Source organism: Trichococcus alkaliphilus, assembly GCF_003008695.1.
Taxonomy (GTDB): domain Bacteria; phylum Bacillota; class Bacilli; order Lactobacillales; family Aerococcaceae; genus Trichococcus; species Trichococcus alkaliphilus.
Map to the genome: position 1 here is coordinate 97,504 of NZ_PXZT01000003.1, position 24,293 is coordinate 121,796.

Consider the following 24,293-nt stretch of genomic DNA (forward strand, 5'->3'; position numbering starts at 1 on the left):
TATTAAATTAACGTGAGCAAAATGCGCAAAAAAACTCCCCGGTTAAAGGGAGTTCATGCAGGATAAACATAATTTTAAAGCGCCGCTGTGTAAACAGCTCTAGCATCCTCGGTAGTGAAGTCGCCGCGCTCGGAAATGTTCTCTTTCTTGTGGCGGACAAGTGCTTCCACAAGACCCGGAATGTCGGTTTCATCCAGCTCGACATCGGAGAAGCGGATCGGTGCGCCAAGACTGGCAAAGAAGTCTTCGGTCTTTTTGATCGCCAAATCGATTTTTTCTTCATCACTAGTCAGGCCGGAGTCCGCGCGGATATCCCACACGCGTTCCGCATATTGAAGCAGTTTGTCCCATTTCTGCTGCTTGCGGACTTTCATCATGGCCGGAAGGACGATCGATAAAGTACGGGCATGGTCGATTCCGAATGCCAACGTCATTTCATGGCCCAGTTGATGCGTCGCCCAGTCCTGGGGAACACCTGGAGAAATGAAACGATTCAGCGCATTCGTCGCTGTCCACATGAAATTGGCGCGGGTCGCATAGTCGTGGTTGTCCTCATCGACTACGTCCGGGCCGATTTCGATCAATGTCTGCAGCAGCCCTTCCGCCCAACGGTCCTGTACTTTTGCGTCAATCGGATACGTCAGATAAGCTTCCATAACATGGATGAAGGAATCAATGACACCGTTGGCCAGTTGGCGTTTCGGTAACGTGTAAGTCGCTTCCGGTTCCAAAATGGAAAATTGTGGATAAGTATGTGGACTGGCGAAACTGATCTTCGCTTGCTTTTCCACAAAGGTGACAACCGAATTGTTGTTCATTTCCGATGCCGTGGCCGGCAGCGTCAAAACAGTTCCGAAAGGCAGAGCTTTTGTGACCGGCAAGCCTTTGCCTACGCCGCTGCCGAACATATCAACAGGATCGCCATCGAACACCGCACCTGCCGCAACGAATTTCACGCCGTCGATAACGCTGCCGCCGCCGACTGCCAATAAGTAGTCGTAGCCTTCTGCTTTGATTTTTCCGACTGCTTGAATCAGCGTTTCGTAGGTCGGATTCGCCTCGATGCCGCCGAATTCAGCCCATTCGCGGTTGCCCAAGGCTCCGACTACGCGATCGAAGGTCCCAAATTTCTTGACGCTGCCGCCGCCGTACAAAATCAATACTTTCGCGTCCTGCGGAATCAGGCCGTCGATACGCTTGATCTGGTCCTTGCCGAAAACTATTTTTGTCGGATTTTGAAACTCAAAATTACGGATTCCGTTTTCCAATCTCATCACTCACTTTTCGTATGTTATTTTTTCATTGTAGCACAGCCTTGCGGATAAACCGCTTGGGACGCTTCGGTAGGCGCAGCCGCTAGCGTCGGCTTGCCTGAACTCCGGGGAACAGGGCTCTCGCCGAAGGACAGAAGCCCCGTTACGGCCCCAACTCCGATGAGGACAGCCTTCCCGGAGTTCAGCCTGTTTTGCTTCATCCAACTTCGGTGAGCTATACGCTCATCGGAGCTGACACCCGTTTGCAACGCGGTGCTCCGGCGGACGCCTGAGCTGACAAAAAAAGGGGCCGCTAGCGGCCCCACATACTAACAATCATTTTTTCAGGATACGGATACTGTTGAGGACAGCCAACACGGTCACGCCGACATCGGCGAAGACGGCTTCCCACATCGTGGCGACGCCGAACGCACCGAGAATCAGGAACACCCCTTTGACTGCCATGGCGAAAATGATGTTCTGCCAGACGATTTTGCGTGTTTCCTTCGCCACATCCATTGCGGTCAAAATCTTGGATGGCTGATCGTCCATGATGACGATATCCGCAGCTTCGATGGCGGCGTCGGATCCCAATCCGCCCATCGCCATCCCGATATCGGAACGGGCCAGCACCGGAGTATCATTGATGCCGTCGCCAACGAAGATGACTTTTTCGCCTTTTCGTTTGCTTGCCAACACTTCCTCCAGCTTTGTCACTTTGTCCTGCGGAAGCAATTCCGCATGGACTTCATCGATGCCGATTTCTTTGGCGACCGCTTCACCAACCGCACGTGAATCCCCGGTCAGCATGATGGTGCGGATGCCTCTCGCCTTCAAGCCGGTGATTGTGGCTTTCGCATCAGCTTTGATGGCATCAGCGATCAGGATGTATCCTGCATATTGTTTATCCACAGCGATATACACAACCGTCCCGGTTTCATGAGCCGGCGTATGGATGATGCCGAATTTCTCCATCATTTTGGCATTGCCGACCAGGATTTCTTGCCCATCGACGACGACCTGCAAACCGTGACCTGGGATATCATTTGTCGTGGCAATCCGGTCTTCAGCTATTGGTTTTCCGTATGCTTCCTTGATGGAATCGGCAATCGGATGGCTGGAATGCAGTTCTGCATAGGCCGCCAGTTCCAGCAAAAGATCCTCCGTCAGATCGCCGGCGCTTTCGATCTGGGTTACGGCGAATTTGCCTTCCGTCAAGGTACCGGTCTTGTCCATCACAACCGTTTTGACATCATTCAGGCCTTCGAGGAAGTTGCTGCCTTTGACGAGGATGCCTTGGCGCGAGGCTGATCCGATGCCGCCGAAGAAGCCGACAGGAATCGAAACGACCAAAGCGCACGGACACGAGATGACCAGAAAAATGCTGGCCCGGTAGAGCCATTCATTGAAGCTTTCGCCCGGGATGACGAGCGGCGGCACGACCGCCAGCAAAACGGCTGCGATGACGACAACCGGTGTGTAATAGCGGGCAAATTTGGTGATGAAGTTTTCCGTCGGCGCTTTCCGGCCGCTGGCATTCTGCACCAAATCCAAAATTTTTACGACGGTGGACTCAGCAAACGGCTTTTCGACAACTACTTCGATGACGCCGTTCTTGTTGATGAACCCGCTCAAAATATTGTCGCCGACTTTGATGCCACGCGGAACCGATTCGCCTGTCAAAGCTGAGGTATCGACTGCGGAGGTACCGCTCACGACTTTCCCGTCCAACGGCACTTTTTCGCCGGGCCGGATCAGGATGATGTCGCCGATTTTGACGGTTTCCGGAGCGACTTTCTCGATGCCGGCAGCTGTCTTCACGTTTGCGTAATCAGGGCGGATGTCCATCAGTTCGGCGATGGAGCGGCGGGATTTGTCGACGGCGATGTCCTGGAACAGTTCCCCCAGCTGATAAAACAGCATGACCGCCACCGCTTCCGGATACTCCTGAATGTAGAAAGCGCTCAGGGTTGCTATCGTCATCAGGAAGTTTTCGTCGAACAGCTGACCGTTCTTGATGTTCAGGAGCGCGCTCCAAACGATGTCGTAGCCCGCAACCAAGTACGCGGTCACAAACAATGCCAACGAAACAGTTCCGCTGACCGGTGCGAAGATCGCCGCCAACAAAATCCCAAAGCCGACGATCAGGCGGATGAAGGATTTCCGGATTTCATCCTTGTCGCCTTCGCCGTGCGCATGCGTGTGTTCATGTGCAGCATTATGGTCGTGATGTTCGTGGCCATTTTCTGTGGATGTCGCTTCAGCCGCTTGGGCCGCTACTATCGGAAATCCATCCACTCCGATCGATTCACCGCTTTTTTTCAGAGTCGGATGGATATCCGGTTCAAGTATACTGAGTTTTTGTTTCACTTTCGGTAAAATATCCGCCTCTTGATCCCCTTCGATTTCGATCCGCAAAGTCTTCGTCATGAAGTTCACGTTGCTTTCCAGGATCCCTTCTATTTTCGCGATGCCGGTCTCAACCTTGTTGGCGCAATTGGCGCAATCCAATTCGTCCAAATACCATTCGATCTGCTTCACTTTCTCAGACATATCTACCACTCCTTAACTATATGCATTCGGATTATTTATCCGAAAACGGAATGATTCCGCATTACATATGAATAACCGTTCATGTGTTGATTATATTATAATCCTACAGACTGCTTGTGTCAATCGGATGGAAGTACATTGAATGCCCCCAAAAAAAGCCTGCCGCAGCGCGACAGGCTTTACCAAATTCATCATAAATTACAGTTCATCATAAGGGATAGCGAACGTATCCCCGCCGCTCAGATCACCTTTTTCGAAGCCTTCCGTGAACCAGCGCATGCGTTGCTCGGAAGTGCCGTGCGTAAAGCTGTCCGGTACGACGTAGCCTTGATGCTCTTTCTGCAAGGTATCATCCCCTACAGCATGTGCTGCTGTTAAGGCTTCCTCGAAGTCGCCTTCCTCCAGGACGCCCTGCTCCTGGACATAATTTGCCCAGACACCGGCCAGGTAATCGGCCTGCAGTTCCAACCGCACATTCAGCTCATTGTATTCCGTTTCGCTTAACTGATTACGACTGCTTTGCACCTGATCCATAATGCCCAGCAAGTTCTGGACATGATGTCCGACCTCATGAGCGACGACATAGGCCATCGCAAAGTCGCCGGACGCGCCGTATTCTTGCGAAAGCTGATCGTAGAAACTCAAGTCGATGTATAATTTTTGATCGGCTGGGCAGTAGAACGGTCCGACTTGGGAACCAGCTACACCGCAAGCAGATTGCACCTGACCTGTATAGAGCACCAACGTCGGTGCCACATACTCCATGTTATTGTTAGCAAATTCTTGTGTCCAAGCATCTTCAGTATAGGCCAATACAACGGATACAAATTCTGCCATCTCGTCCTCGGTCTTGTTGCTAGTTTCAGTGACACCTGTCTGTGGCGTTTCAGTCGGCGTGCTGCCGCCGCCACCGCCAAAAAGGTCGCCCCCTCCGAACAGGGCAATGATGATCATGATGATGATCCCAAAAATTCCGCCGCCTGCCATACCGCTCACGCCTAGTCCGCCGCCACCCGTCGAAAAGCCGCCACTGCCGCGTCGATCTTCCACGTTGGAACTTCTTCTTCCACCCTTCCATTTCATACGAATACCTCCAATATTCTATTTTTCGCATCGCTGGCTCTGGTTCTGCCAACCCCACCCAGACTTTTACTGCAATCCGAAAATCGATTTCATCCATACACTTATTATATATTATTGGCCGATAATTTAAAAAAAATACACCTGAACCCGACCGTTCCTTAAGTTGATTTCACGCGCAACAACGCTGTCCGCAACCAGACAAGTCCGTGCTCTGCAACCTCGACTGCATTCATATTGATCAAATTATTCCATTGTCGGCATAAAGGACATTTGTTCATTTTCTGTTCAAATGTTTAAATATGCCTAAACGCGCGTTAATAATGCAATGTTCACAACCACTCACGAATTTTATGAAAGCACTTCGTTTGTGAATAGATAAATATACTGCAGTAATATTGATTCCGACCCATTATAGGAATAACATGTTTGTAAGCCTATACAAGTTATCCTAATCTATTAGGAAGCGGCAAAAAAAGAATCCAAAGGAGCAATCTGCAATGGGAAAATTAGACAACAAAGTAGCGATCATCACAGGTGCGGCGCAAGGAATGGGTGCCATGCACGCACGCAAATTCGCGGAGGAAGGCGCCAAAGTAGTCGTAACCGACATCAACGAAGAGGCAGGTAAAGCTTTGGTTGAGGAAATCGGCGAAAATGCCGTCTTCATGAAGCTGGATGTTTCAAAATCAGCCAATTGGGAAGAAGTTATCGCACTTACAGAGGAAAAATTTGGACCGGTTACGGTGCTCGTCAACAATGCAGGCGTCGGTATCTTCAAAACATTGGATCAATTGACGGAAGCTGATTTCCGACTGACATTCGAAATCGACGAGCTGGGCGTGTTCCTTGGCATGAAAACTGTCGTGTCTTCCATGAAAAAAGCAGGTGTCGGCTCGATCGTCAACATTTCCTCCGTTGACGGACTGGTCAGTGCGCCTACCGCCATCGCCTACAGCGCATCCAAGCACGCAGTAACCGGGATGACGAAAGGAGCCGCTGCAGAGCTTGGCCAATTCAACATCCGCGTGAATTCCGTCCACCCTGGCATCATCGAAACGCCGATGGCTGAACAAGGTGACGTCTATGAATACATCAAACAACTGGAAAAGGATATTCCTTTGAGACGGACCGCTAAACCGGAGGAAGTCTCCAATCTGGTCATCTACCTTGCATCCGATGATTCGAGCTACTCGACCGGTTCGCAATTCGTCGTCGACGGCGGCATGATATCCGATCTGTAGTAATCTTTTTAACAAAAGAAGTCTCGTGATACCGAAAAAAAACGCGCAAGCAGCTGCCAGACTGTCCTGGCAAACTGCTTTCGCGTTTTTTCAATAGGTTAATCTCTGTGATCTTCCAAGTCTTCGACTTCTTCGATTGTCATGCCTTGATGCTCCTGCATGTAGCGTTCGCGCTCTTTATTGCGGTACTTGTCCATCTTGCGTCGGAACAATTCGCCGTTGGAAGGCGGGGTCCAGCTGATGGCATTGGCTCCGGCATTGATCGCATCCAGGATCGTTTCATCCGTCGGGCCGCCAGTCGCGATGATCGGAACATCAGGGAAATTTTCACGGATTCGACTCACGATATAGGCCGTATCCTTCCCTCCGCTGACGTTCAGGATGTCGACGCCGGCATCCAATCGTTCCTGAATATCCATGTATTCCGTCACGATCGTACAGACGATCGGGATATCAACAGTTTCTTCTATTTGTCTGATGGTATCGATCGGTGTAGGCGCATTGACGACGACTGCCAACGAACCCTGCGCCTCCGAAAACAAAGAGATGTTGGCGCTGCGCTTGCCTTGGGTCGTCCCCCCGCCGACACCGGAAAGGATCGGAATGGTTGAGACGTTGGCTATGCTTTGGATGACCGCCGGATGCGGGGTAAATGGATAAACCGCGATGACGGCATCCGCATCGTTATTCAGGATAATCGCAATATCCGTCGTAAAGATCAGGGATTTGATTCGTTTCCCAAAAATCCGGATTCCCGAGCAGTTCCGGATCACGCTAGGGACTTGCACTGTATCACTGCGCAAATCGGTTGTGATGCTTGGTGCTTCTCTTTTAATTCTTGGTTCCATTATTTCGCTCCTTTTCTGAAAATTTAAATCATAAGGTATGTGCCGATCAGCCGACGATAAGGTTTTCTTCCTTCAGGACTTCCGAATAGAAGACAGCACGCGCGGATTTCCTTCTCGGCTCAACAATGAAGGTCAGGATGCCGAAGACAGCGAATGCCGCCAACATCAATCCTACCAGCAACAATGCTTGATACAATAACGCATCGGAATCAGCCGTTGCCGCTCCGGCATACATGTTGAACGCAGCAATTCCGACACCAAAGAACAATGCCACAGGAATCAGGTAAATGACAAAATAAGTCAGATCCAATTGGAAAAGTCTCATCTTTTTGCCCTTCATGAAGGCTTCACTTTGTCTCAGGATGTCCGTCGTTTTCATATCCGGATTATCGAAATAAATGAAGTTCGATAATGCCAAGGCGTATAGCTTCATGATGCCCGGTATGATCAGCAACACAGACCATAGAATGACATAGAAAGCCTGCAGCGCCAGAACGCCCAACGTCTTGAACAACTGGTTTTCAAATGGTTTGAGCAGATGGCCCGACGAAAGCGGCGTACCGTCCAGCATATCCAGGTACCCCCATTCGTTCCCCATTTGCATGGAGCCGATGATCAGCGCCACGATGATCGAAAGAACCACATTCAGGGTCGTTTGGAAAGGCGAGTATTGCATTGAGAAGACGGAATCCCAATTCGGCAAGGTTTCCCCTGTCATCTGCATGTTCAAGGCACTTTCGCCCGTCAGCGTTCTGACTACCGATTGCATGGTGCTGTTCGCGATAGTGATAAGGATCAGGTTGATGACCGCCATTTTATAATTGCCGCGTAAATATTCTCTAGCCGTGGATCTGATTTCTTTATTCGTTAACATATAATTATGACCACCCCTTACAATTTTCGATAGTGATAGTATACCATAATTGAACTATTTGTAACGCTTTCAGAAAATCCTCTTTCATTTATTTTCCAAGTGATTTTTCAGCGTTCCATTTCATCCACTTTCGCTCCGCAATTCGGGCAAAAATGCGCGCCTTGAGGATAGGAGGCACCGCAGTTGGGGCATCTGCTTTCAAGCGGTTCGCCGGTTTGATACAGCTGCAGATCGCTGTCCCGGATCGTGATCGTTTCTTTTCGTTCGATTGCTTTGCCAATTTGCGGATCCAGCAAATACCACGTGTCGCAACAGGTCGTGCGCACAAGGTATTTTTTCCCGAAGGTGATGACCGGGATGAAAAACAGACGGAAACGATTGCCCACGAGATAGACCTCATAGCGCCCAAAGTGGCCGCAGCGGCTGCACGTGATCGTCTGGTTGTATTCCAGTTGCTTGCGGAACGGCAATACGTCAAAAAATAAAAACATCAGTCAGTTCCCCTTTCCAATTCTTCGAATGCCTGCTCGTATACGTGCACTGTCGCATCGTCAAAGCAGACAAAGGTTATTTCGGTGATGTCGGATCCCGGATGATTTTCCAGATATTTCCGGACGGTTCCGACAGCGATTGCGGTCGCCTGTTCCAGCGGATACCCGTAAATGCCGGTGCTGATTGCCGGGAAAGCAAGCGTGCGGATTCCGTTGGCGTCGGCCAATTCCAATGATTTTTGGTAGCACGAGGCCAGCAAATCTGCTTCACCGTGCGTTCCGCCCCGCCAGATAGGACCGACAGTGTGGATGACATTAGCGGCCTTGAGCCGGAATCCTGGCGTGAGCTTCGCCTCACCGGTTCGGCACCCGTTCAAAAGACGGCAGGCGGCCAACAATTCCGGCCCGGCGGCTCGGTGGATGGCGCCGTCGACTCCTCCGCCGCCTAACAGGCTCTCGTTTGCGGCATTAACTATGGCATTGACTTCGCACTGGGTGATGTCGCCTTTCGCCAAGGATAATGTTGTTTGATTGATCTGCAATCTGTTCATTCCGATTCCTCCCTCATAAGGTGTTCAGTCCGGACATCTCAATATGTACACTTTACCAAAATTTCATTTGATTATCCATTTGGCCGAATCGCGCGGAATGGTCGTGTGAGCGTGGGCGCTCTGCTAGACTTTTGGCCGGAAAAGGAATTAAATGGAGATGAAGAAATAACCGGAAAGAAGGTTTTCGAGATGGCGGATAATCAGAAGAAGAAAAAGCGGATACTCGGCGTCGAAAGCAATATTTTCTTTGTCGGCTTGACCAGTTTCCTGACGGATACAACGACAAAGATGGTCTACAGCATCCTACCTTTGTTCCTTACGACATTGGGCGCCTCGAAAACCGAAATCTCCCTGATCGAAGGGATCGCCGAAAGCACCGCTTCCGTCCTCAAATCCCTCTCTGGCTGGTGGAGTGACAAAATCGGCCGCAACAAACCTTTCATGATCATCGGTTACGGCATCACCGCCCTGCTTTCTCCGCTCTTCGCTTTCGTGACGACGCCTTTACAGGTCCTGTCGATCCGCTTTGTTGAACGCGTCGGAAAAGGCATCCGCACCGCTCCCCGGGACAGTCTTGTGGCCGGTTCTTCAGAGGAAAACAACAATGCCGGCCTGAATTTTGGCTTCCATAAAGCGATGGACAACAGCGGCGCCATTGTCGGCCCACTGATCGCCTTTGCCGTTTTGGCCGCTTTCCCCGGCGACTACCGGCGCGTCTTCCTGTTTGCGGCTATCCCTGGATTTTTGGGGCTTTTGTCGATCATCTTTTTTGTGAAGGAAGCCAAACGCGCCAAATCGGAACGGCTCGGAAAACTGGCCTTCCGGGATTTCCCCAAGGACTTCTATCTTTTTCTAACCATCGTTTTCCTGTTCACACTAGGGAATTCGACGGATGCCCTTCTCCTGATCAAGGCGAGTGACGTCGGCGTCAGCGATGCGTTCATCCCGATCATGTATCTGGTATTCAATGCGGTTTCGGTCGCCTTTGCCGTTCCGCTCGGGAAACTGTCCGACAAAATCGGCCGCAAAAGGATCATCATCGGCGGCTACCTGACGTTCTCGCTGATCTATTTCGGTTTCGGCAAGGCCGCGACCCCCTTCGCCATCGTCGGCCTGTTCGCCTTTTACGGATTGTACAGTGCCGCCACGGACGGCATCCAGAAAGCGCTAGTATCCGACATCATCGGCAAGGAAAAGAAAGGCACCGGTCTGGGACTCTACAACATGATCCTTGGGATGACGTTGCTGCCGGCCAGTCTGATCGGAGGATGGTTGTATGATACCTTCAACAACCAGGTGCCCTTCTACTTTGGTTCCGCCACCGCCTTGCTTTCCGCTTTTTTGATGTTCCTTTTCTATCGGCGCGGGAAACGCAATGGCACAGCCCATACTTAATAAAATGCTGCAATCGAAAAACCAGCTGGAGCGTATTCGCTTCAGCTGGTTTTCTGGTTATTTCAACAGTTTGGCGAGGGCCGCCATTTCTTCTTCGCTCAATGTCAGTCCTTTGCCCATCTTTTCGTGTTCCGGACTCCATTCGCGGATATCGTATTTTGGCGGTCTGCCGTTCCAGCTGACCAGGTTCAATTCTTTCGTCCAACCTTTTGCGGATGTGGACAGGACGCCGAGTTCCTCGACGATTTCAAAGGTGATGTCTGCCATAGGGAGGATCCTTTCTTTTTTGGAGTTTGAGGTTCGCTGCTTGGTTGCCTTTCGGATCGGCAGCTTACCTCTTTATTATAACGTAAATTGGGGTTCATTTAAAATATCCGCTGGAACACTCTCGGAGAAGCAAAGCTGACAAGCTTTCCTGTCACCACAAAGCCAATGGTTGTTTAGAAACAGGTCGACCATATATGGAGTCGATTTGATTGAATTCTTCATCGGTCAGCCGTATGTTTGCAGCGGCCGCATTATTGACGACATGCTTGCGGTTACTTGATTGAGGGATCGCAATTGTTTCTCCGTCCCGGATGCACCAAGCCAACAATAACTGAAAAATATCACACTGATGGTTACTGGCTATTTCGAGCAATACCTTTTGTTTCGCAAAGTTTGATCCGAGCTTATCGCCTTTCGCGACAGGTGCATAAGCAATCAGAGGGATATCATGCTGTCTCATAACAGGCAACAAATCATATTCGATTCCCCGATCACCTAAATTATATCGGACCTGATTCGAAGCGCAGTTCCTTCCGTTTTCCATCTTTATCACGGTGTTTAATTCATTCATATCCAGATTGGACACACCCCAAGATTTTATTTTCCCTTTTCTTCTCTCTTTTTCCAACGCTTGGATAGTTTCTTCTAATGGAATATTGCCTTGCCAGTGAAGTAGATATTGATCCAGATAATCCACTTTCAGTCTTTTTAAACTATTATCCAAACTGACAGGCAGTTTTTCTCTTGAGGCGTTCATTGGATGGACTTTCGAAACGATAAACAACTTATCGCGATCATACGGGGTAATGGCCTCTGCAACTAAGCGTTCGGCATTTCCATCCCCATACATTTCCGCTGTATCAATCATCTGGATTCCCTTTTCTATTCCTGCCATTAAAGCTTCTATCTCTTTGGCGCGCATGTATGCTTTATCACCCATACTCCATGTACCAAAACCGATCGGAAAAACTTCTTTATCCGCAATTCTCACTTTTTTCATAACTTGTGCCAACTTTCTTTCCCACAATCAAAAATTATCCGAAGCAATAGCACTATTTTTGATGATTTCTTCAATCTCCTGCAATAATATTTTTACTATGGGGCTGAATATTTGATATTTTTTCCAAATGACATACATGCTTGTCTCTAATGCAGGTTCGAGAGGCCTGAAGCATAAGTCACTTTCATTTCCCGTATTGACGATCTTATCAAAACTCAAAGCATAACCAAGCCCTTCTTTGACCATGAAGGAAGCGTTGTAGATCAGGTCAAATGTTGCAACAATGTTCAAGTCATCGATGTGATCGCCGAACCATTTTGGATAATCTTCAGTTATTCCTTGCCTTGATACAATTAATGGAATATGCAGCAAGTCTTTTTGAGAAATAGTTTTTTTAGCCGCAAGCAGGTTATCTTTTCTCATAATGAGTCCCCAGGTGTCTTTAGAAGGCAGCTTTATGGAATTATATTTTATTGAATCAACTTCTTGAGCAATGATAGCAAAATCCAGTAGACCTTTGTCCAGCCTTTCTGTGACTGTTTCAGTATTCCCGCTGTAAAGATGGAAGCAGACACTTGGATGTTTATCCTTCAATTTTTTTGCGGCTCTGGCAAAGTATTTGATTGATTCGGACTCAGCACTCCCTACGTAAATATCCCCTCCGCTAATATCTTCCAGCGCTCGGAATTCATCCAACGTTTTATCGACCATTTCAACAATATCTTCCGCTCTTTTTTTAAGAAGCAGACCCTCGTCCGTCAGTTTGATTGCATAGTTGGTGCGTAAAAATAGTTTTTTCCCGACAGTCTCCTCTAATGATTTAAGTTGCCTCGAAAGTGTCGGTTGCGTGACATGTAGGCGATCAGCAGCTCTGGTCATGTTTCCTTCCCGAGCAACCGCCAAAAAATAACGTAGCACTCTAACATCCATAAATTCACTTCCCATCTCTAAAATACGCGTTTCGGATAACAAAAATTTATATTTATTTTGAATTGTACCTGTTTCGTTTAGCTGGTGAAAACTTTGATATTGCAGATTCAATGATTGGGATTTTTATAAAAAAATCAGTGTGCAAGGACATCAACCCACGTTGACTCTTACACACTGATTTTCAATGTTGGCTACTTCTAGTTTACGACGTCATCATGATTTAGGGAAATAGAAAGGTCTCTATAAGCTTCTGTTTGCTTTTTCAGGGTATCTATTTTATTCTCCACTATTGCGACAGCATCTTTGCCGGCTATGAATCGGAGGGGTGGCTGTTTCTCGTCAACAATGTTGACAAGTGCACGAGCCAGTTTGGCAGGATCTCCAGCTTGATTGCCATTCTGACTTTCATATGCCTCTTGATTTAATTTTCGGCGTTCCGAATAATCTTCAATGGATGGGCTGGCATAAGTCGTAGAATTTTGCGTGAGAAATTCCGTACGGAACATCCCTGCATTTACAATTGTGGTGTTTATACCGAATGGCGCAACTTCCGGCTGCAGCGATTCCATCCATCCTTCAAGTCCAAACTTGGCTGCAGCATAAGCAGAATTGAATTCAAAACCGGAAATCCCTGCACCTGAAGAAATGGAGATGATGTGACCAGAATGTTGTTTGCGCATTACGGGCAGAATAGCCCGTGGAACGTTCATCGGTCCAAAAAGAGCTGTGTTGATTTGCGCTTCAATTTGTTCTTGACTCAACTCTTCAAAGAACCCACCGTAGAAGTTTGCGGCATTATTGACCAGTACATCGATTCTGCCGAACTTTTCAACAGCTTTTTGGACAGCCTCCAAAGCCTCGTCTGAATTCGTGATATCCAATTTTATAACTAATAGGTTTTCCTCTTTGCCGAGTACTCTGGTAACTTGCTCGATGTTTCGACCAGTAGCTACTACTTTATTTCCGGCAGCCAATGCCGCCTTTGCGATTTCCGATCCCATCCCGCGACCAGCTCCAGTAATGAACCAAACTTTGTTATTCATCATGATATTTCCCCCATCTTATTTGCCATCAGTATTTACTAGGCCATTCTAAACCGCCGCCATAAATAAGTACAATAGTTATATTTCATATCTAGATATACTATTTTGTAATAACTGAGCGATTTCCTGTTTAGATGCAATTAAATGCAACAGGATACTGTAAGGTAGAGCAATTTTAATCTGGATTTCACGTGTGAACTGAAAAAGAGACCCGAAACCACTTAGAGAACAATGCTTGGATGGTCGATTGCCTTCTTTTGCATATCCTATTCAAGGTTTTGAGTCTGATAATTCTGTTTTCGATAATCTTATTCAAATGAATATGAGTTGGCAAATCCCGTTATAACCATTTTTCCAATTCGCTCGCCTTGGCATTTTCCAGACCGCGGATCGTCTGCAGGATCCGCTCGGCTTTATCCTGATCCGGGGCGGACTCGCGCCATTTGCTTTCGAGTTCCGTATCCGTCAACGGCGCTTGCGGCGAACCCTTCGGAACACTCACTTCGCGGCTATGGGCGGAACCGTCCGCCAGTGTTATCCGAACGATCGTGAAGCGGCCTTTTGGGATGGCTTGCGCGTCCGGCTTGTGCTCTGCGTCATAGCTTCTGGATATTTTTCCCATCAGCTTTTCGGCCTCAAGCGAAACAGCTGCAGTCCCGAAATTTCCGAGCGTGAATGGCTGCCCCAACAACGCCAAAGCAACGACATATTCGATGCTGAAGCGGCCATGTTCGCCAGTCTTCGGGCGAGTATGGATCAAAGCCGCATCGCCGCCGGGCGGAAAAACGATGTTTATCTTTTGGATAGTTGCGATATTCAAATGCAGTTGCGCCAACTCCAGCGCGGCATCTGCGCCATGCGAAGCGGCAGAACAGAACGGATTGCGTTTGAACCAGAGACCAGGATCGGCTATTCGCCACGATTTCCCCCAGTCCTCGGTCAAGGCCGTCCGGACGGGTTCATCCGCTTCTTTTCCGCCATAAACTTGCAGAAGACCGATTTTTGAATCAAGCGTCGCATCGCTTCCGTGAAAATCCTGCTGGGTCCATTCGACCGACTGGACAGCTTGCTGCGCAGCAAGTCCGGCATGCAACGGCTTCATTTGCGTACCGAACTGCACCCGCAGTCCGCCAGCCTGACTGACGGCGATTCCGACAGCATTCTGCGTTTCGGTAGCTGTGAATCCGAGCAATCGTGCACCCGCGAAGGTGGCGGCGACACCGCCAAGCAAAGAGGTGTTGTGCCACCCCTTCAGATAGCTGGAAGTCCCGACCGCTTGGCCAAGCCGGGACATGACTTCAACACCGATGATGTAGGCGTCCAAAAAACTTTTTCCGGAAATTTCCCGACCCGAAGATAAAGCAAATAGCGCGGGCAAAATGACCGAGCTGGGATGGCCGCGGACGTCGGAATGGACATCGTCATAATCCAGTGCATGGCCCATAAAGCCATTCAGGAGTGCCGCTTGGCGCCGGTTCGCCCGTTTATTTTGGCCGATCAGTGGCGTGATGGAATGGCCGCCTTCTGCTTCGATTGCCTGCAGAAGCTTGATTATCCCGGCATCTTCCCGGCCAGCAAAAGCGCTGGCAAGAAAGTCAAGTATTCCCCGTTTGGCTTCCCGCAAAGCTGCTTCATTGTCTGTCGGGGTTGCCTTCAAAACTTCAGCCGCCATCATTTCAGTGAATGCGGTCAGGCTTCCCATCGGTCCAGCACCTTGATCGCCAAAGCCGAAAAGTAATCAGCGGCGACCGACAAGGCTTCCTCCTTGAGGTTGAACTCAGGGTGGTGCCATTCGCGCGTGCCTTCGACGCCCATGAATACGAAGAATCCGGGGATGAGCGTCTGGTAATGCGCGAAATCCTCCCCGCCGGCGACCGGTTTCGGCTCAACGAAACGATAGCCCTGTTCGGTAGCCGTTTCCTCCATGATGTCTTTGAAGCGGACATCATTATCCACGATGGAAACGTAAGGGTGCCAACGGAAATCCGCTATGGCGCCGAAACCGGCTGCGATCCCTTCAGCTGCCCGGCGCATCAAGGCCGGTATCTTCTCACGGTCTTCCTTCTGGAAAGCGCGGACCGTCCCTTCCATGTAGGCTTTCTCAGGGATTACGTTCCACGAATTGCCGCTGTGGATCTGCGTGATGCTGATGACGGCGTTGTGGAAAGGGCTCGTGTTGCGGCTGATGATTGTCTGCAACCCGGTGATGATCTGGCTGGCGATGACGATCGGATCGATGGTCGAGTCGGGAATGCCGGCATGTCCTCCAACTCCGTGGATTTCCAGTTCAAAACGATCCGCACTGGCCATCAGTCCGCCTTCACGGATGCCGATCGTGCCGACCGGAAGATCCGGCTTGTTGTGCATCCCGAAGATGGCAGAAACGCCCTCCAAAGCGCCGGCTTTTTCGACCCACTTCGCGCCTTGCGCAATCTCTTCGGCAGGTTGGAAGATGAAACGGACAGTCCCTTTCAATACCGCTTTCTTCGCTTGAAGCAGGATCGCCGCCCCTATCATGGAAGCGGTATGATAATCATGACCGCAAGCATGCATAAGACCTTCCGTTTCGGAAACGAACGGCAAATTGGTCGCTTCCTTGACCGGTAAAGCGTCGATGTCCGCACGCAGCGCGATGGTCGGGCCAGGCAGTGCGCCCACGACCTCCGCAATCAGGCCCGTCTCCAGCGGGTAATCAAGAATCGTAATCCCTTCCTCCGACAGCCAGCGGCGGATGCGCTCGGTCGTCGCGAATTCTTTTGCGGACAATTCCGGATGCGCATGCAGTTCACGCCGGTAAGCGACCAATTTTTCGTAGAAGCCTGTTTTGGTTTGTGTTTCCGTTTGCGTTGCAGTCATGGTATCATTCTCCCTTTGTTTTGTGCAAGCCAGCAGCAGATTGCCATCAAGCTTTCCGCCAGCCTTTTCAACTACTATAGCGATTCCGTCCACAACGGTCAACTCATTGAAGCGTATCTTTAGAGCTTTCATTTCGACCTTCTGAGCACTGCTTTATTTAAATTCTTGGATGATTATTTTTTTGAAATAAGCGGTGATGTGCCCCAAACCGAGGTCGGTCTCCGCGAATTTTTCGTAGCCTCTGTTTTCATAAAGCTGCGGCAGCCACGGATGCTCGACTGCCGTGCCCAAAGTGACTGCCGGACATTTCAGTTGGTCGCGCGCGATATCCTGTTCGATGAAATCCAACAACAAGCTGCCGATCCCTTTTTTTCCTGCAGTCGGCGAAACGGCCAGCCAACCGATGTGCGGCACCCCTGACGCACCCGGATTCGGCCCCCAAGGCATCCGCAATGAGATCGTCCCCAACAATTGTCCATCCTCCTCCAAAAAGTAGCAGACATTGTTGGTTATGTGTTTTTCCGCGGATTCCGTGTCCGCATGCGCAGCGGCGAAATGGATGCCAAGCTCTGTATTCGAAACATAGGCTTGGCGGAGCAGTTCCGCCAGTTCGGGCGCATCCGCTTCCTGCGCCAAACGGAAAATCTGCGTCATTGTGCATCCGCTCCTTCTGCGCTGTTGTCCAGGCCGGTTGCTGCGAATCGCTGCAGCACCTCATCGACTTTTTGAGGAGCCGAGCCGAGATACGTTTCCGGATCCAGCAAGGTATCGATATCAGCTTCGGTCAGATGTTGACGGACCGTTTCGTTTTCGACGAGCACGTCGCGGAAGGAACGTTCCTCTTCGACCGCCGCCATCGACAACTCGTAGACAAGATGGTGCGCCGTCTGTTTACCCAATTGTTCGGACAGGACGAACATGACCCGTTCCGACAAGAGCAAACCGCCTTGCAGATTCAAATTGCGCAACATATGCTTCGGCTTCACGACCAAGCCTTTCAGGACGGCCTTCGTATTGGCCAATTGAGAGGAAAGATAAATGCTGATTTCCGGCAGAGCGATCCATTCTCCCCTCCAGCTCATCGCATCGCGTTCATGTTCGACAATTGTGGATTGTTGGATTAACGAGACGTTCGCCAAAATCGGACGCGTCAAGCTGGCGATTCCTTCGAATGCCGCCGGGTTGCGTTTGTGCGGCATCGTTGAGGAGCCGATTTTGCCAGCTGAGAACGGCTCTTCGACTTCGTCGATTTCCGTCCGCATCAGGTTGTAGAATTCATTGCCAACTTTTCCCAATGTTCCGCTGATGAGGCCGATGATGCTGGCGTACTCCGCAATCCGATCGCGCGAGGACTGCCAGCAGATGTCCGGTGTGTTCAGGCCCAAGCGCGTCAATGCGGCGGCTTCGATAGCCGGACCTTGCTCCCCGAAGGATGCATAGGTTCCGACTGCTCCGGCGATGCCGCCCACGAAAATCCTCTCTTCGGATTCCTTTAAGCGATCCAAATGGCGCAAGGTTTCGCTGAGCACGACCGCCATCTTGAAGCCGAATGTCGTCGGCAAGCCTTGCATCCCGTGCGAGCGTCCGGCCATTGGTGTCGTGCGGTATTCAGCCGAAAGCCGCGCCAATTCACGCGCGATTTCTTCCAGTTCGCTGATGAAGATCTGATGCGCTTCTTTCAATTGCAGCATCGTTCCCGTGTCCACGATGTCCTGCGTCGTAGCCCCGAAATGCACATATTCGCCGTCCTCCCCGCTCAACTCCTGCAAGGCATTGATCGTCGGCATCAACGAATGCTTCAGCTTCGCCCCGCTGGCTGCCAACGCCTCCAGATTGATGTATTCGCTCTTCGCTTTCGAGGCGATCGTTTCGGCTGCAGCTTGAGGGATCAATCCCAACTCCCCTTCCGCGAGCGCCAACGCTGCTTCGACGTCCAGATGCTTCTGCAGCCGATTGTCCTCCGACCAGACCCCGCGCATCGCTTCCGTTCCGAAATTGTTCCTCATCATAATCATGTCTATCACGTGTGATGCCATTTTTCTGATTCCTCCCCCAATTTATATCCGCAATTCTGATGCTGTGCGTGCCTTGTTAAGGCTACACATGCATTATTTTTCTGTTTAAAATGCACAAAAAATAGCTTATGCTAGCTTATCATTTCATAGTGAATCGGCATATCCCGCATTTCCGAACACTTTTGATAGGGAAAACCGAACACCCGAACAAAACAAAAAAAAGCCGCAAAACACCCAATTTTTCAGTGTCTTGCAGCTTTATAACCATTTTATTTTTCTGAATTTTTCAGATACAGCACCGTTTCCTTGTCGGAAGCAGTCGGCAAAGCATAGGCGGTCTTGTATTTCTCATGGCCTTTGCCGGTCACCAGAATCCAATCGCCTTCGCTAGCCTCATTCATGGCTGTTTGGATGGCCAATGTCCGGTCCATCATGACGTCGATTTGATGCATCCCAGCAAATTTCTGCTGATAATCCATGTATTCTTGCTTCATCGCCTCTTCTGGAATGCTGTTCAGATCGTCGGTCGTCAAGATCACACGCGCACTCTGAGCAGTCGAAGCCGCGATCATTTCATCCCGCTTCGTCGCATCCCGATTGCCGCGGAAGCCGAAAATATGCGTGATCCTTTGCGCCCCGTCCTTATGCATCGATGTCAGAATCGAGCTGACCGCTTCCGGCGTATGCGCGTAATCGACGATACAGTGGATCCCATTCTTCAGATGGACAATTTCGTACCTACCCGGCACGCCCGCAAAAGAACGCATCTGTTCCGTGACATCCGCCAACGGATAGCCGAGATCCTGAATCACAGCACTAGCCATCGCAATATCGTAAAGGTTATGTTCACCCGGCATATGCGGATCCAACGCCGACGTCTCATCCGAAACATCCAATGTGACCACTTGGTTCGTCATCTTTTTGATGGACAGAACGGCATCTTCCTGATGGCCCACGGTGATGACCGCAGTCCCCTTGGCTACAAGACGCTGCGCCAGTTTCATCCCCCAGGCATCATCAGTATTGACGACAGCTTTCCCATCCGGCTTCAGCTTGTCGAACAGCAATGCCTTGGCTTCGAAATAAGCCTCCATTGTTTTGTGGTAATCCAAATGGTCGTGCTGCAGGTTCATGAACAGGGCGTAGTCGAAAGCGACGCCCTCAAGACGGTATTGCGTCAGCCCATGCGACGACACTTCGATGACGACAAAGTCATCTTGGGAAGCCGCAATCAACTCATGCACCTTTTCGGCATTCGGCGTCGTGTTTGGCGTCGAATATTGGATCCCGTTGATTTCATTGTAGATGGTGCCGATCATGGAAACGGAAAAACCTTGCTGCTCCAGCAAATGCTTTAGGAAAAAAGCGGTAGTCGTCTTCCCGTTCGTTCCGGTTATGCCGATGACGCGTTTCCTGCCGGAAGGATGTTGATAAAATTTATCCGCCAGCTGTCCCAGCGCTTGGCGACTATTGGCGACTTTTAGGTAAGGAATCGGTAATGCCTCTGGGTAATCGTGTTCGCCGACGATCAAAGCGGCACCTTGTGCGATTGCATGCGGGATATAATCATGGCCATCCTGTTCAAAGCCAGTGATGGCGACAAATACCATTCCTTCCGTGATTTCCCTGGAACTATCGGTAATGCCGGTGATTATTTGTTCTCCATCCCACATCGGCTGCTCTCCCAGCTGATAATCAGACAGCATTTCTTTCAGTTTCATGGAATTGCTCCTTTAATGATGTTATAGCGGGTTTCAGTATACTTTTCAAATGCGAAGTTTTTATGAATTTTTGTAAGAAACACGCTTTGCTTTGTATAGGATATAACATCACGGCATTTTCCGGTACTGTTATGTTGCAGAATTCATTGGAACTGGACAGAAATATTATGATAGACATCGGACTTTCAAGTATACCTTATTCAGTATGGAAGAATTGCCCGTCAAGCCTTTTGCGGATTCAGTATTTCCCACACGACCGTCACGGTATCGCTGTTGCTGATGTCTTCGGGCTCGAGATCGATCATCGGGGCGCTGTCGTAGGCCATCTTCGATGAGGCCTCGTAGACGCGGGAGCGCACTTCGATTTCGCCCCAATCGTAATCGATCGCCAAGATTTTCCCGAGTATGACTCCACCCGCAGCAGCCAGTATCTGTGCCTTCGCCTTGGCGTCACGCACGGCATCCTCCAGCAAGTCCTGTTCGACCTCCTGACGATCCTTCAGGAAAAAATAGACCGAGAATTCCGGATCCGCTTCGCAGGCCGACAGCGCCAACAGGATTTCGCCCAGCCGCTTGCTGTCGTTTCCGAAGGTGATCTTCAGATCGTTCCGGTAGCGGTAGCCAAGGAAATAGCGCTTGTTTTCGCCGCGGAAGTCGTTCCTGTGCTCATACGCGCTGTCGATCGAAAAATGCGTGGAGCGGATCTCCTTTTTCGGGAATCCGAGCGGCAGCAACGTTTCCCGAACTTGCTCCAACGCCAAAGCGGCATGCTGCATCGCCAATTCATACGTGTCCTTGATGTCCTCCAACTGCAATGATATGGCAATCGCATCTGGTGGCGCGCTGGCGAAACCTTTGCCTTTGACAGTCATTCTTGAAATTTCCATGTTGGTTATCCCCTTTTTGAATGGATCTTGTGCATTTTCCTTAAGCCTAGCACGAGGGGAGCGGTTTCACAAAAATTAAGGACTTATTACCGGAAAAAAACTAAGGTAAGAGGCGGCTGACTTAGTTTTATGGTGGAATCGTGGGCTGCTGTCGACTGTTGTGCATTCGGATTTTTGCTAACAGCCGACGCTTGCGGATTGTTTCGACTGTTCCGTCTTTGGCTTTTTTCTAACAGCCGACGCCTTCGCATTGTCTCGGCTGTTCCGTATTCTGTTTATTTCTAACAGTCGACGGCAAAAGATTATCTCGACTGTTCCACATTCCACTTTTCTCTAACAGTCGACGTATGTGGCTTATCTCGACTGTTACGGTATCGTTTCCTCGGAATTTACCGGATGAGCACCTGTTATTCGTTAATCCCATCATCTGTCACTCCAAAAGAAAAAACAGTCGTTCATGACGACTGTCCGGTTTCTTCAGTATTCTGTTCCTTTGCCGAGAGCCAATCGACAAATCTACGCACACCATACGTTAAAGGGATCGAAAGGTGCAAGGCTACCTGCAGACCGTGCAGCATCACAAATTCCACCGTATTGATCGGTTCTGGGAGATCCATGCCTAGCTGATACAGCTGATACGCCTGCTGCGCCTGTAGCCCAGCCATCGCCAAAAAGAAAACGTTGCTCCAAAAAGGTCGGCGCGTATATTGGTCAAAAAAAGCATGCCGATAGACAACGTTCACCAAAAAGAATAAGGACGTGGTCATGATGATGATCATAATTGCATTTTGGTAAGAAATCCCGCCAACTCTATCATCTGGCATAGCGATGTACACAAGAAGCAATGCTGTCATGATCAACAAACTGTAAAAGCCGAATTTGTAGCGAACCTTCTTTTGATCCTCATCGTAAAATTTCAAATTCATCCCTCCAAATCTTCCGAATAAGATCTTACCAACGCAGCCATCTCCTGCTCAAGCATTTCGATTTCGCAATAAGCAAGCGTCGGATTGTTCACAGCAAAATAGCGATATACTTGGTTCACGCGCACGCGGAATTGTTTCGGGCTGATCGGCAACTGATTCGCTCGCTTCAAGCCGCCCTTCTCGCTCAAGAGGAACTGCCGATTCAATGCATGGATGACCTGAACCCAGGAACAGGCAGCTTGGAAGAAGCTTCCGCTGGCGTAATGGATGCCCCCCTGCATAGCTGCACTATGGCCATTTTCGAGCGCCAGTGTCGCCTCCTCCATGAAATAAGCAATCGTCGCTTGGCGCAGCTTTTCCGGATACGGTCCTTGCGCTGAAACATTTCCCTTCAACGCCGTAACCAGCTGGTCCGGTGCTTCCCAGAGAATTCGGCCATAATGGATTTCCGCCGCGTAGCTGCTGTTCACGACGCCGAAAGGCTGGCCGCTCTGATGCTTGATCGTAATCTTCCCGTCAAGACAATCAGAAATGGCGTGCATAACGGGATCGATTTCCCTTAGTTTGTAATGTATGGACACCCCGATATCATCCATCCGGCAAACCACCTGTTCCAGATCCTGATCGGACAGGCCTCCAGCGACCTGGTACAGCAAGATGGCTGATTCCGTGATATTATCTCCACCACCGTACCCCACGATGCCTTTCAATCCGGGAATGCTTTTCAGTTCGCTCACAATCTTCTCTCTGTTCACTTCGTTCACACACGTCACCTCGTATTTTTCTGATGGAAAAACTTATCGGAGCGCCGGTCGGGAAATTTCATATGCCCATAATCACTGGTTCCCGGCCTTGGATCGTGCAATCTATTTGCTTTTACCATATCATTTTTTGAGAATTATCGCAATTTTGACAATGTCTCCGATATCAGAAAAAATGCTTTGGAAACAGCGCCAAAACATTGATGCGATTTCTGATTCCCCTTGTCCGTCTTCTGAAAACATGCTATCATTCTATCTATAACAAGGGAATGAATGTCTCCCCTAGCAAATCGCTTAAACCGCTTATACAAGCTGATGACTTCTGTGCAATAGGCGCAGTCCGTCATCAGCTTTTTTAGTGGAAAAAATTTGGAGGTGCAGCTTTTGATATACAGTATCGCGCTTATTCTTATTCTTGGTTTTCTGCTCAGTTCGCTCTTCACCCGGCTCCAACTTCCAGGCTTGTTGGGCTTGATTTTGACCGGTATCCTGTTGGGGCCTTACGCAATGGATCTGATGGCGCCGGAATTGCTGGCCATTTCCGCGGATATCCGAAAAATCGCTTTGATCGTCATTCTCGTGCGCGCCGGCTTGACGATGGACTTGGGCGATCTCAAGAAAATCGGCCGTCCCGCTGTCCTGATGACATTTTTACCAGCGACCTTTGAGATTCTGGCGGTCATCCTATTGGCGCCGAAATTGCTGGGCATCACTTTACTGGAGGCTGCCATCCTCGGTGCCGTTCTTGGGGCTGTTTCGCCGGCGGTCGTTGTTCCGCGCATGATCATGTTGATCGAGAGCGGCTACGGCAAAGCCAAAGGGATCCCGCAGATGATTTTGGCTGGCGCATCCGTCGATGACGTCTATGTCATCGTCCTGTTCACCTCGTTCATGGGCATGTACACAGGCAGCGGGTTCCAGGCAATCACACTTCTTTCCGTTCCGGTTTCGATTGCCTTGGGTCTGCTCGGAGGTTTACTGGTCGGCTTGGGTCTGGTTTTTCTCTTCAGAACATTCCACATCCGCGACACGATGAAAGTCATGCTGGTGCTGAGCGCTTGTTTCTTGTTGGTGACTGCTGAGGATTCCTTGGCCAAGTTCATTCCGTTCTCCGGCCTGTTGGGCGTCATGGCTGTCGGAGCGACCTTATTGAAAAGACGCCCGGAATTGGCCAAACGTCTGAATGATAAATTTTCAAAAATCTGGTCCGCAGCCGAAATCTTCCTGTTCGTGCTGGTCGGGTCGGCTGTCGACATCACAGCTTTGGGCGGTGCCGGTTTTGCGGCCGTTGCCTTGATTTTCGGCGCTTTGATTTTCCGGATGGTCGCGGTCTTCCTGGCCGTTTCAGGAACAAATCTGAATACGAAAGAACGCATTTTCTCCGCGATGGCGTACGCGCCGAAAGCCACTGTCCAAGCGGCCATCGGTTCGATCCCTTTGGCTGCCGGAGTCGAAGCCGGCAGCGTCATTTTGAGCGTCGCCGTTTTGGCGATCATCTTGACCGCGCCGATCGGAGCCACCTTCATTGACCGAACCTACAAAACATTATTAATGAAGGATGCCTCATCAAGAAACTAAGAAAAGATACGCCCTCAAGC

Annotated in this window: 22 protein-coding genes and 1 riboswitch; of the genes, 3 read left to right on the top strand and 19 right to left on the bottom strand. The window is 49.9% G+C overall.

Annotated elements, in window-relative coordinates; translation table 11 throughout:
* Positions 1–74 precede the first annotated feature (74 nt).
* The 3 genes from C7R73_RS03600 to ypfJ all read right to left on the bottom strand — a co-directional run bounded on the left by C7R73_RS03600 (position 75) and on the right by ypfJ (position 4,889).
* Positions 75–1,268: an iron-containing alcohol dehydrogenase gene (locus C7R73_RS03600; protein ID WP_106449374.1), complete on the bottom strand. Its 1,194-nt coding sequence runs from the start codon at positions 1,266–1,268 to the stop codon at positions 75–77.
* Between the two features lie 321 nt (positions 1,269–1,589).
* Positions 1,590–3,806, bottom strand: coding sequence for a heavy metal translocating P-type ATPase (locus tag C7R73_RS03610; protein ID WP_106449169.1), 2,217 nt, complete (start codon positions 3,804–3,806; stop codon positions 1,590–1,592).
* Between the two features lie 198 nt (positions 3,807–4,004).
* Positions 4,005–4,889, bottom strand: coding sequence for a KPN_02809 family neutral zinc metallopeptidase (gene ypfJ / locus C7R73_RS03615; protein ID WP_106449170.1), 885 nt, complete (start codon positions 4,887–4,889; stop codon positions 4,005–4,007).
* 497 nt (positions 4,890–5,386) lie between these two features.
* Here ypfJ and C7R73_RS03620 point away from each other — a divergent pair, with 497 nt between their 5' ends.
* Positions 5,387–6,130, top strand: a complete 744-nt coding sequence (locus tag C7R73_RS03620) for an SDR family NAD(P)-dependent oxidoreductase (protein ID WP_106449171.1) — start codon at positions 5,387–5,389, stop codon at positions 6,128–6,130.
* A gap of 98 nt (positions 6,131–6,228) precedes the next feature.
* On the opposite strand, the gene C7R73_RS03625 is transcribed toward C7R73_RS03620, so the two are convergent.
* The 4 genes from C7R73_RS03625 to C7R73_RS03640 all read right to left on the bottom strand — a co-directional run bounded on the left by C7R73_RS03625 (position 6,229) and on the right by C7R73_RS03640 (position 8,894).
* The gene (locus C7R73_RS03625; protein WP_106449172.1) at positions 6,229–6,978 is read right to left on the bottom strand and encodes a beta/alpha barrel domain-containing protein; all 750 of its coding nucleotides are present in this window, start codon (positions 6,976–6,978) and stop codon (positions 6,229–6,231) included.
* Between the two features lie 46 nt (positions 6,979–7,024).
* Positions 7,025–7,852 (bottom strand): DUF975 family protein, encoded by an 828-nt coding sequence (locus tag C7R73_RS03630; RefSeq protein WP_106449173.1) that lies wholly within the window; start codon positions 7,850–7,852, stop codon positions 7,025–7,027.
* A gap of 107 nt (positions 7,853–7,959) precedes the next feature.
* On the bottom strand, positions 7,960–8,343 hold the full coding sequence (locus C7R73_RS03635; RefSeq protein WP_106449174.1) for a zinc ribbon domain-containing protein: 384 nt from the start codon (positions 8,341–8,343) through the stop codon (positions 7,960–7,962).
* Positions 8,343–8,894, bottom strand: coding sequence for an O-acetyl-ADP-ribose deacetylase (locus C7R73_RS03640; protein ID WP_106449175.1), 552 nt, complete (start codon positions 8,892–8,894; stop codon positions 8,343–8,345). Before C7R73_RS03640 ends, C7R73_RS03635 begins: the two co-directional genes overlap by 1 nt.
* Before the next feature lie 189 nt (positions 8,895–9,083).
* Here C7R73_RS03640 and C7R73_RS03645 point away from each other — a divergent pair, with 189 nt between their 5' ends.
* Complete coding sequence (locus C7R73_RS03645) at positions 9,084–10,289, top strand: MFS transporter (protein ID WP_106449176.1); 1,206 nt, start codon at positions 9,084–9,086, stop codon at positions 10,287–10,289.
* A gap of 57 nt (positions 10,290–10,346) precedes the next feature.
* Here the strand turns inward: C7R73_RS03645 and C7R73_RS03650 are convergent, their stop codons facing one another.
* From C7R73_RS03650 to C7R73_RS03705, 12 genes are all read right to left on the bottom strand, one after another.
* Positions 10,347–10,556 carry a YdbC family protein gene (locus C7R73_RS03650; RefSeq protein ID WP_106449177.1) on the bottom strand — a complete coding sequence of 70 codons (210 nt, stop codon included), beginning with the start codon at positions 10,554–10,556 and terminating at the stop codon, positions 10,347–10,349.
* 151 nt (positions 10,557–10,707) lie between these two features.
* Positions 10,708–11,556 carry an aldo/keto reductase gene (locus C7R73_RS03655; RefSeq protein ID WP_106449375.1) on the bottom strand — a complete coding sequence of 283 codons (849 nt, stop codon included), beginning with the start codon at positions 11,554–11,556 and terminating at the stop codon, positions 10,708–10,710.
* 27 nt (positions 11,557–11,583) lie between these two features.
* Positions 11,584–12,486 carry a LysR family transcriptional regulator gene (locus C7R73_RS03660; protein WP_106449178.1) on the bottom strand — a complete coding sequence of 301 codons (903 nt, stop codon included), beginning with the start codon at positions 12,484–12,486 and terminating at the stop codon, positions 11,584–11,586.
* 197 nt (positions 12,487–12,683) lie between these two features.
* Positions 12,684–13,532: an SDR family NAD(P)-dependent oxidoreductase gene (locus C7R73_RS03665; RefSeq protein WP_106449179.1), complete on the bottom strand. Its 849-nt coding sequence runs from the start codon at positions 13,530–13,532 to the stop codon at positions 12,684–12,686.
* A gap of 337 nt (positions 13,533–13,869) precedes the next feature.
* Positions 13,870–15,231 carry an MmgE/PrpD family protein gene (locus C7R73_RS03670; protein ID WP_106449180.1) on the bottom strand — a complete coding sequence of 454 codons (1,362 nt, stop codon included), beginning with the start codon at positions 15,229–15,231 and terminating at the stop codon, positions 13,870–13,872.
* A complete protein-coding gene (locus tag C7R73_RS03675) occupies positions 15,219–16,517 on the bottom strand; it encodes an amidohydrolase (protein ID WP_275658088.1) in 1,299 nt (432 codons plus the stop codon). The genes C7R73_RS03670 and C7R73_RS03675 overlap by 13 nt, the downstream gene beginning before the upstream one ends.
* A gap of 21 nt (positions 16,518–16,538) precedes the next feature.
* Positions 16,539–17,039, bottom strand: a complete 501-nt coding sequence (locus C7R73_RS03680; RefSeq protein WP_106449181.1) for a GNAT family N-acetyltransferase — start codon at positions 17,037–17,039, stop codon at positions 16,539–16,541.
* Complete coding sequence (purB, locus tag C7R73_RS03685) at positions 17,036–18,421, bottom strand: adenylosuccinate lyase (RefSeq protein ID WP_106449182.1); 1,386 nt, start codon at positions 18,419–18,421, stop codon at positions 17,036–17,038. Before purB ends, C7R73_RS03680 begins: the two co-directional genes overlap by 4 nt.
* A 248-nt stretch (positions 18,422–18,669) precedes the next feature.
* On the bottom strand, positions 18,670–20,121 hold the full coding sequence (locus tag C7R73_RS03690; protein ID WP_106449183.1) for a UDP-N-acetylmuramoyl-L-alanyl-D-glutamate--2,6-diaminopimelate ligase: 1,452 nt from the start codon (positions 20,119–20,121) through the stop codon (positions 18,670–18,672).
* A 221-nt stretch (positions 20,122–20,342) separates the two neighbouring features.
* Positions 20,343–21,008, bottom strand: a complete 666-nt coding sequence (locus C7R73_RS03695; RefSeq protein WP_106449184.1) for an SIMPL domain-containing protein — start codon at positions 21,006–21,008, stop codon at positions 20,343–20,345.
* Between the two features lie 455 nt (positions 21,009–21,463).
* Entirely contained in the window at positions 21,464–21,928 is a 465-nt protein-coding gene (locus tag C7R73_RS03700) for a hypothetical protein (RefSeq protein WP_106449185.1), read from the bottom strand.
* 2 nt (positions 21,929–21,930) lie between these two features.
* Complete coding sequence (locus C7R73_RS03705) at positions 21,931–22,698, bottom strand: hypothetical protein (RefSeq protein ID WP_106449186.1); 768 nt, start codon at positions 22,696–22,698, stop codon at positions 21,931–21,933.
* 253 nt (positions 22,699–22,951) lie between these two features.
* A riboswitch (Fluoride riboswitch) is annotated at positions 22,952–23,027 on the top strand.
* Positions 23,028–23,070: 43 nt separating this feature from the next.
* Here C7R73_RS03705 and C7R73_RS03710 point away from each other — a divergent pair.
* Positions 23,071–24,273: a cation:proton antiporter domain-containing protein gene (locus tag C7R73_RS03710; protein WP_239992562.1), complete on the top strand. Its 1,203-nt coding sequence runs from the start codon at positions 23,071–23,073 to the stop codon at positions 24,271–24,273.
* The last annotated feature ends 20 nt before the right edge of the window (positions 24,274–24,293 follow it).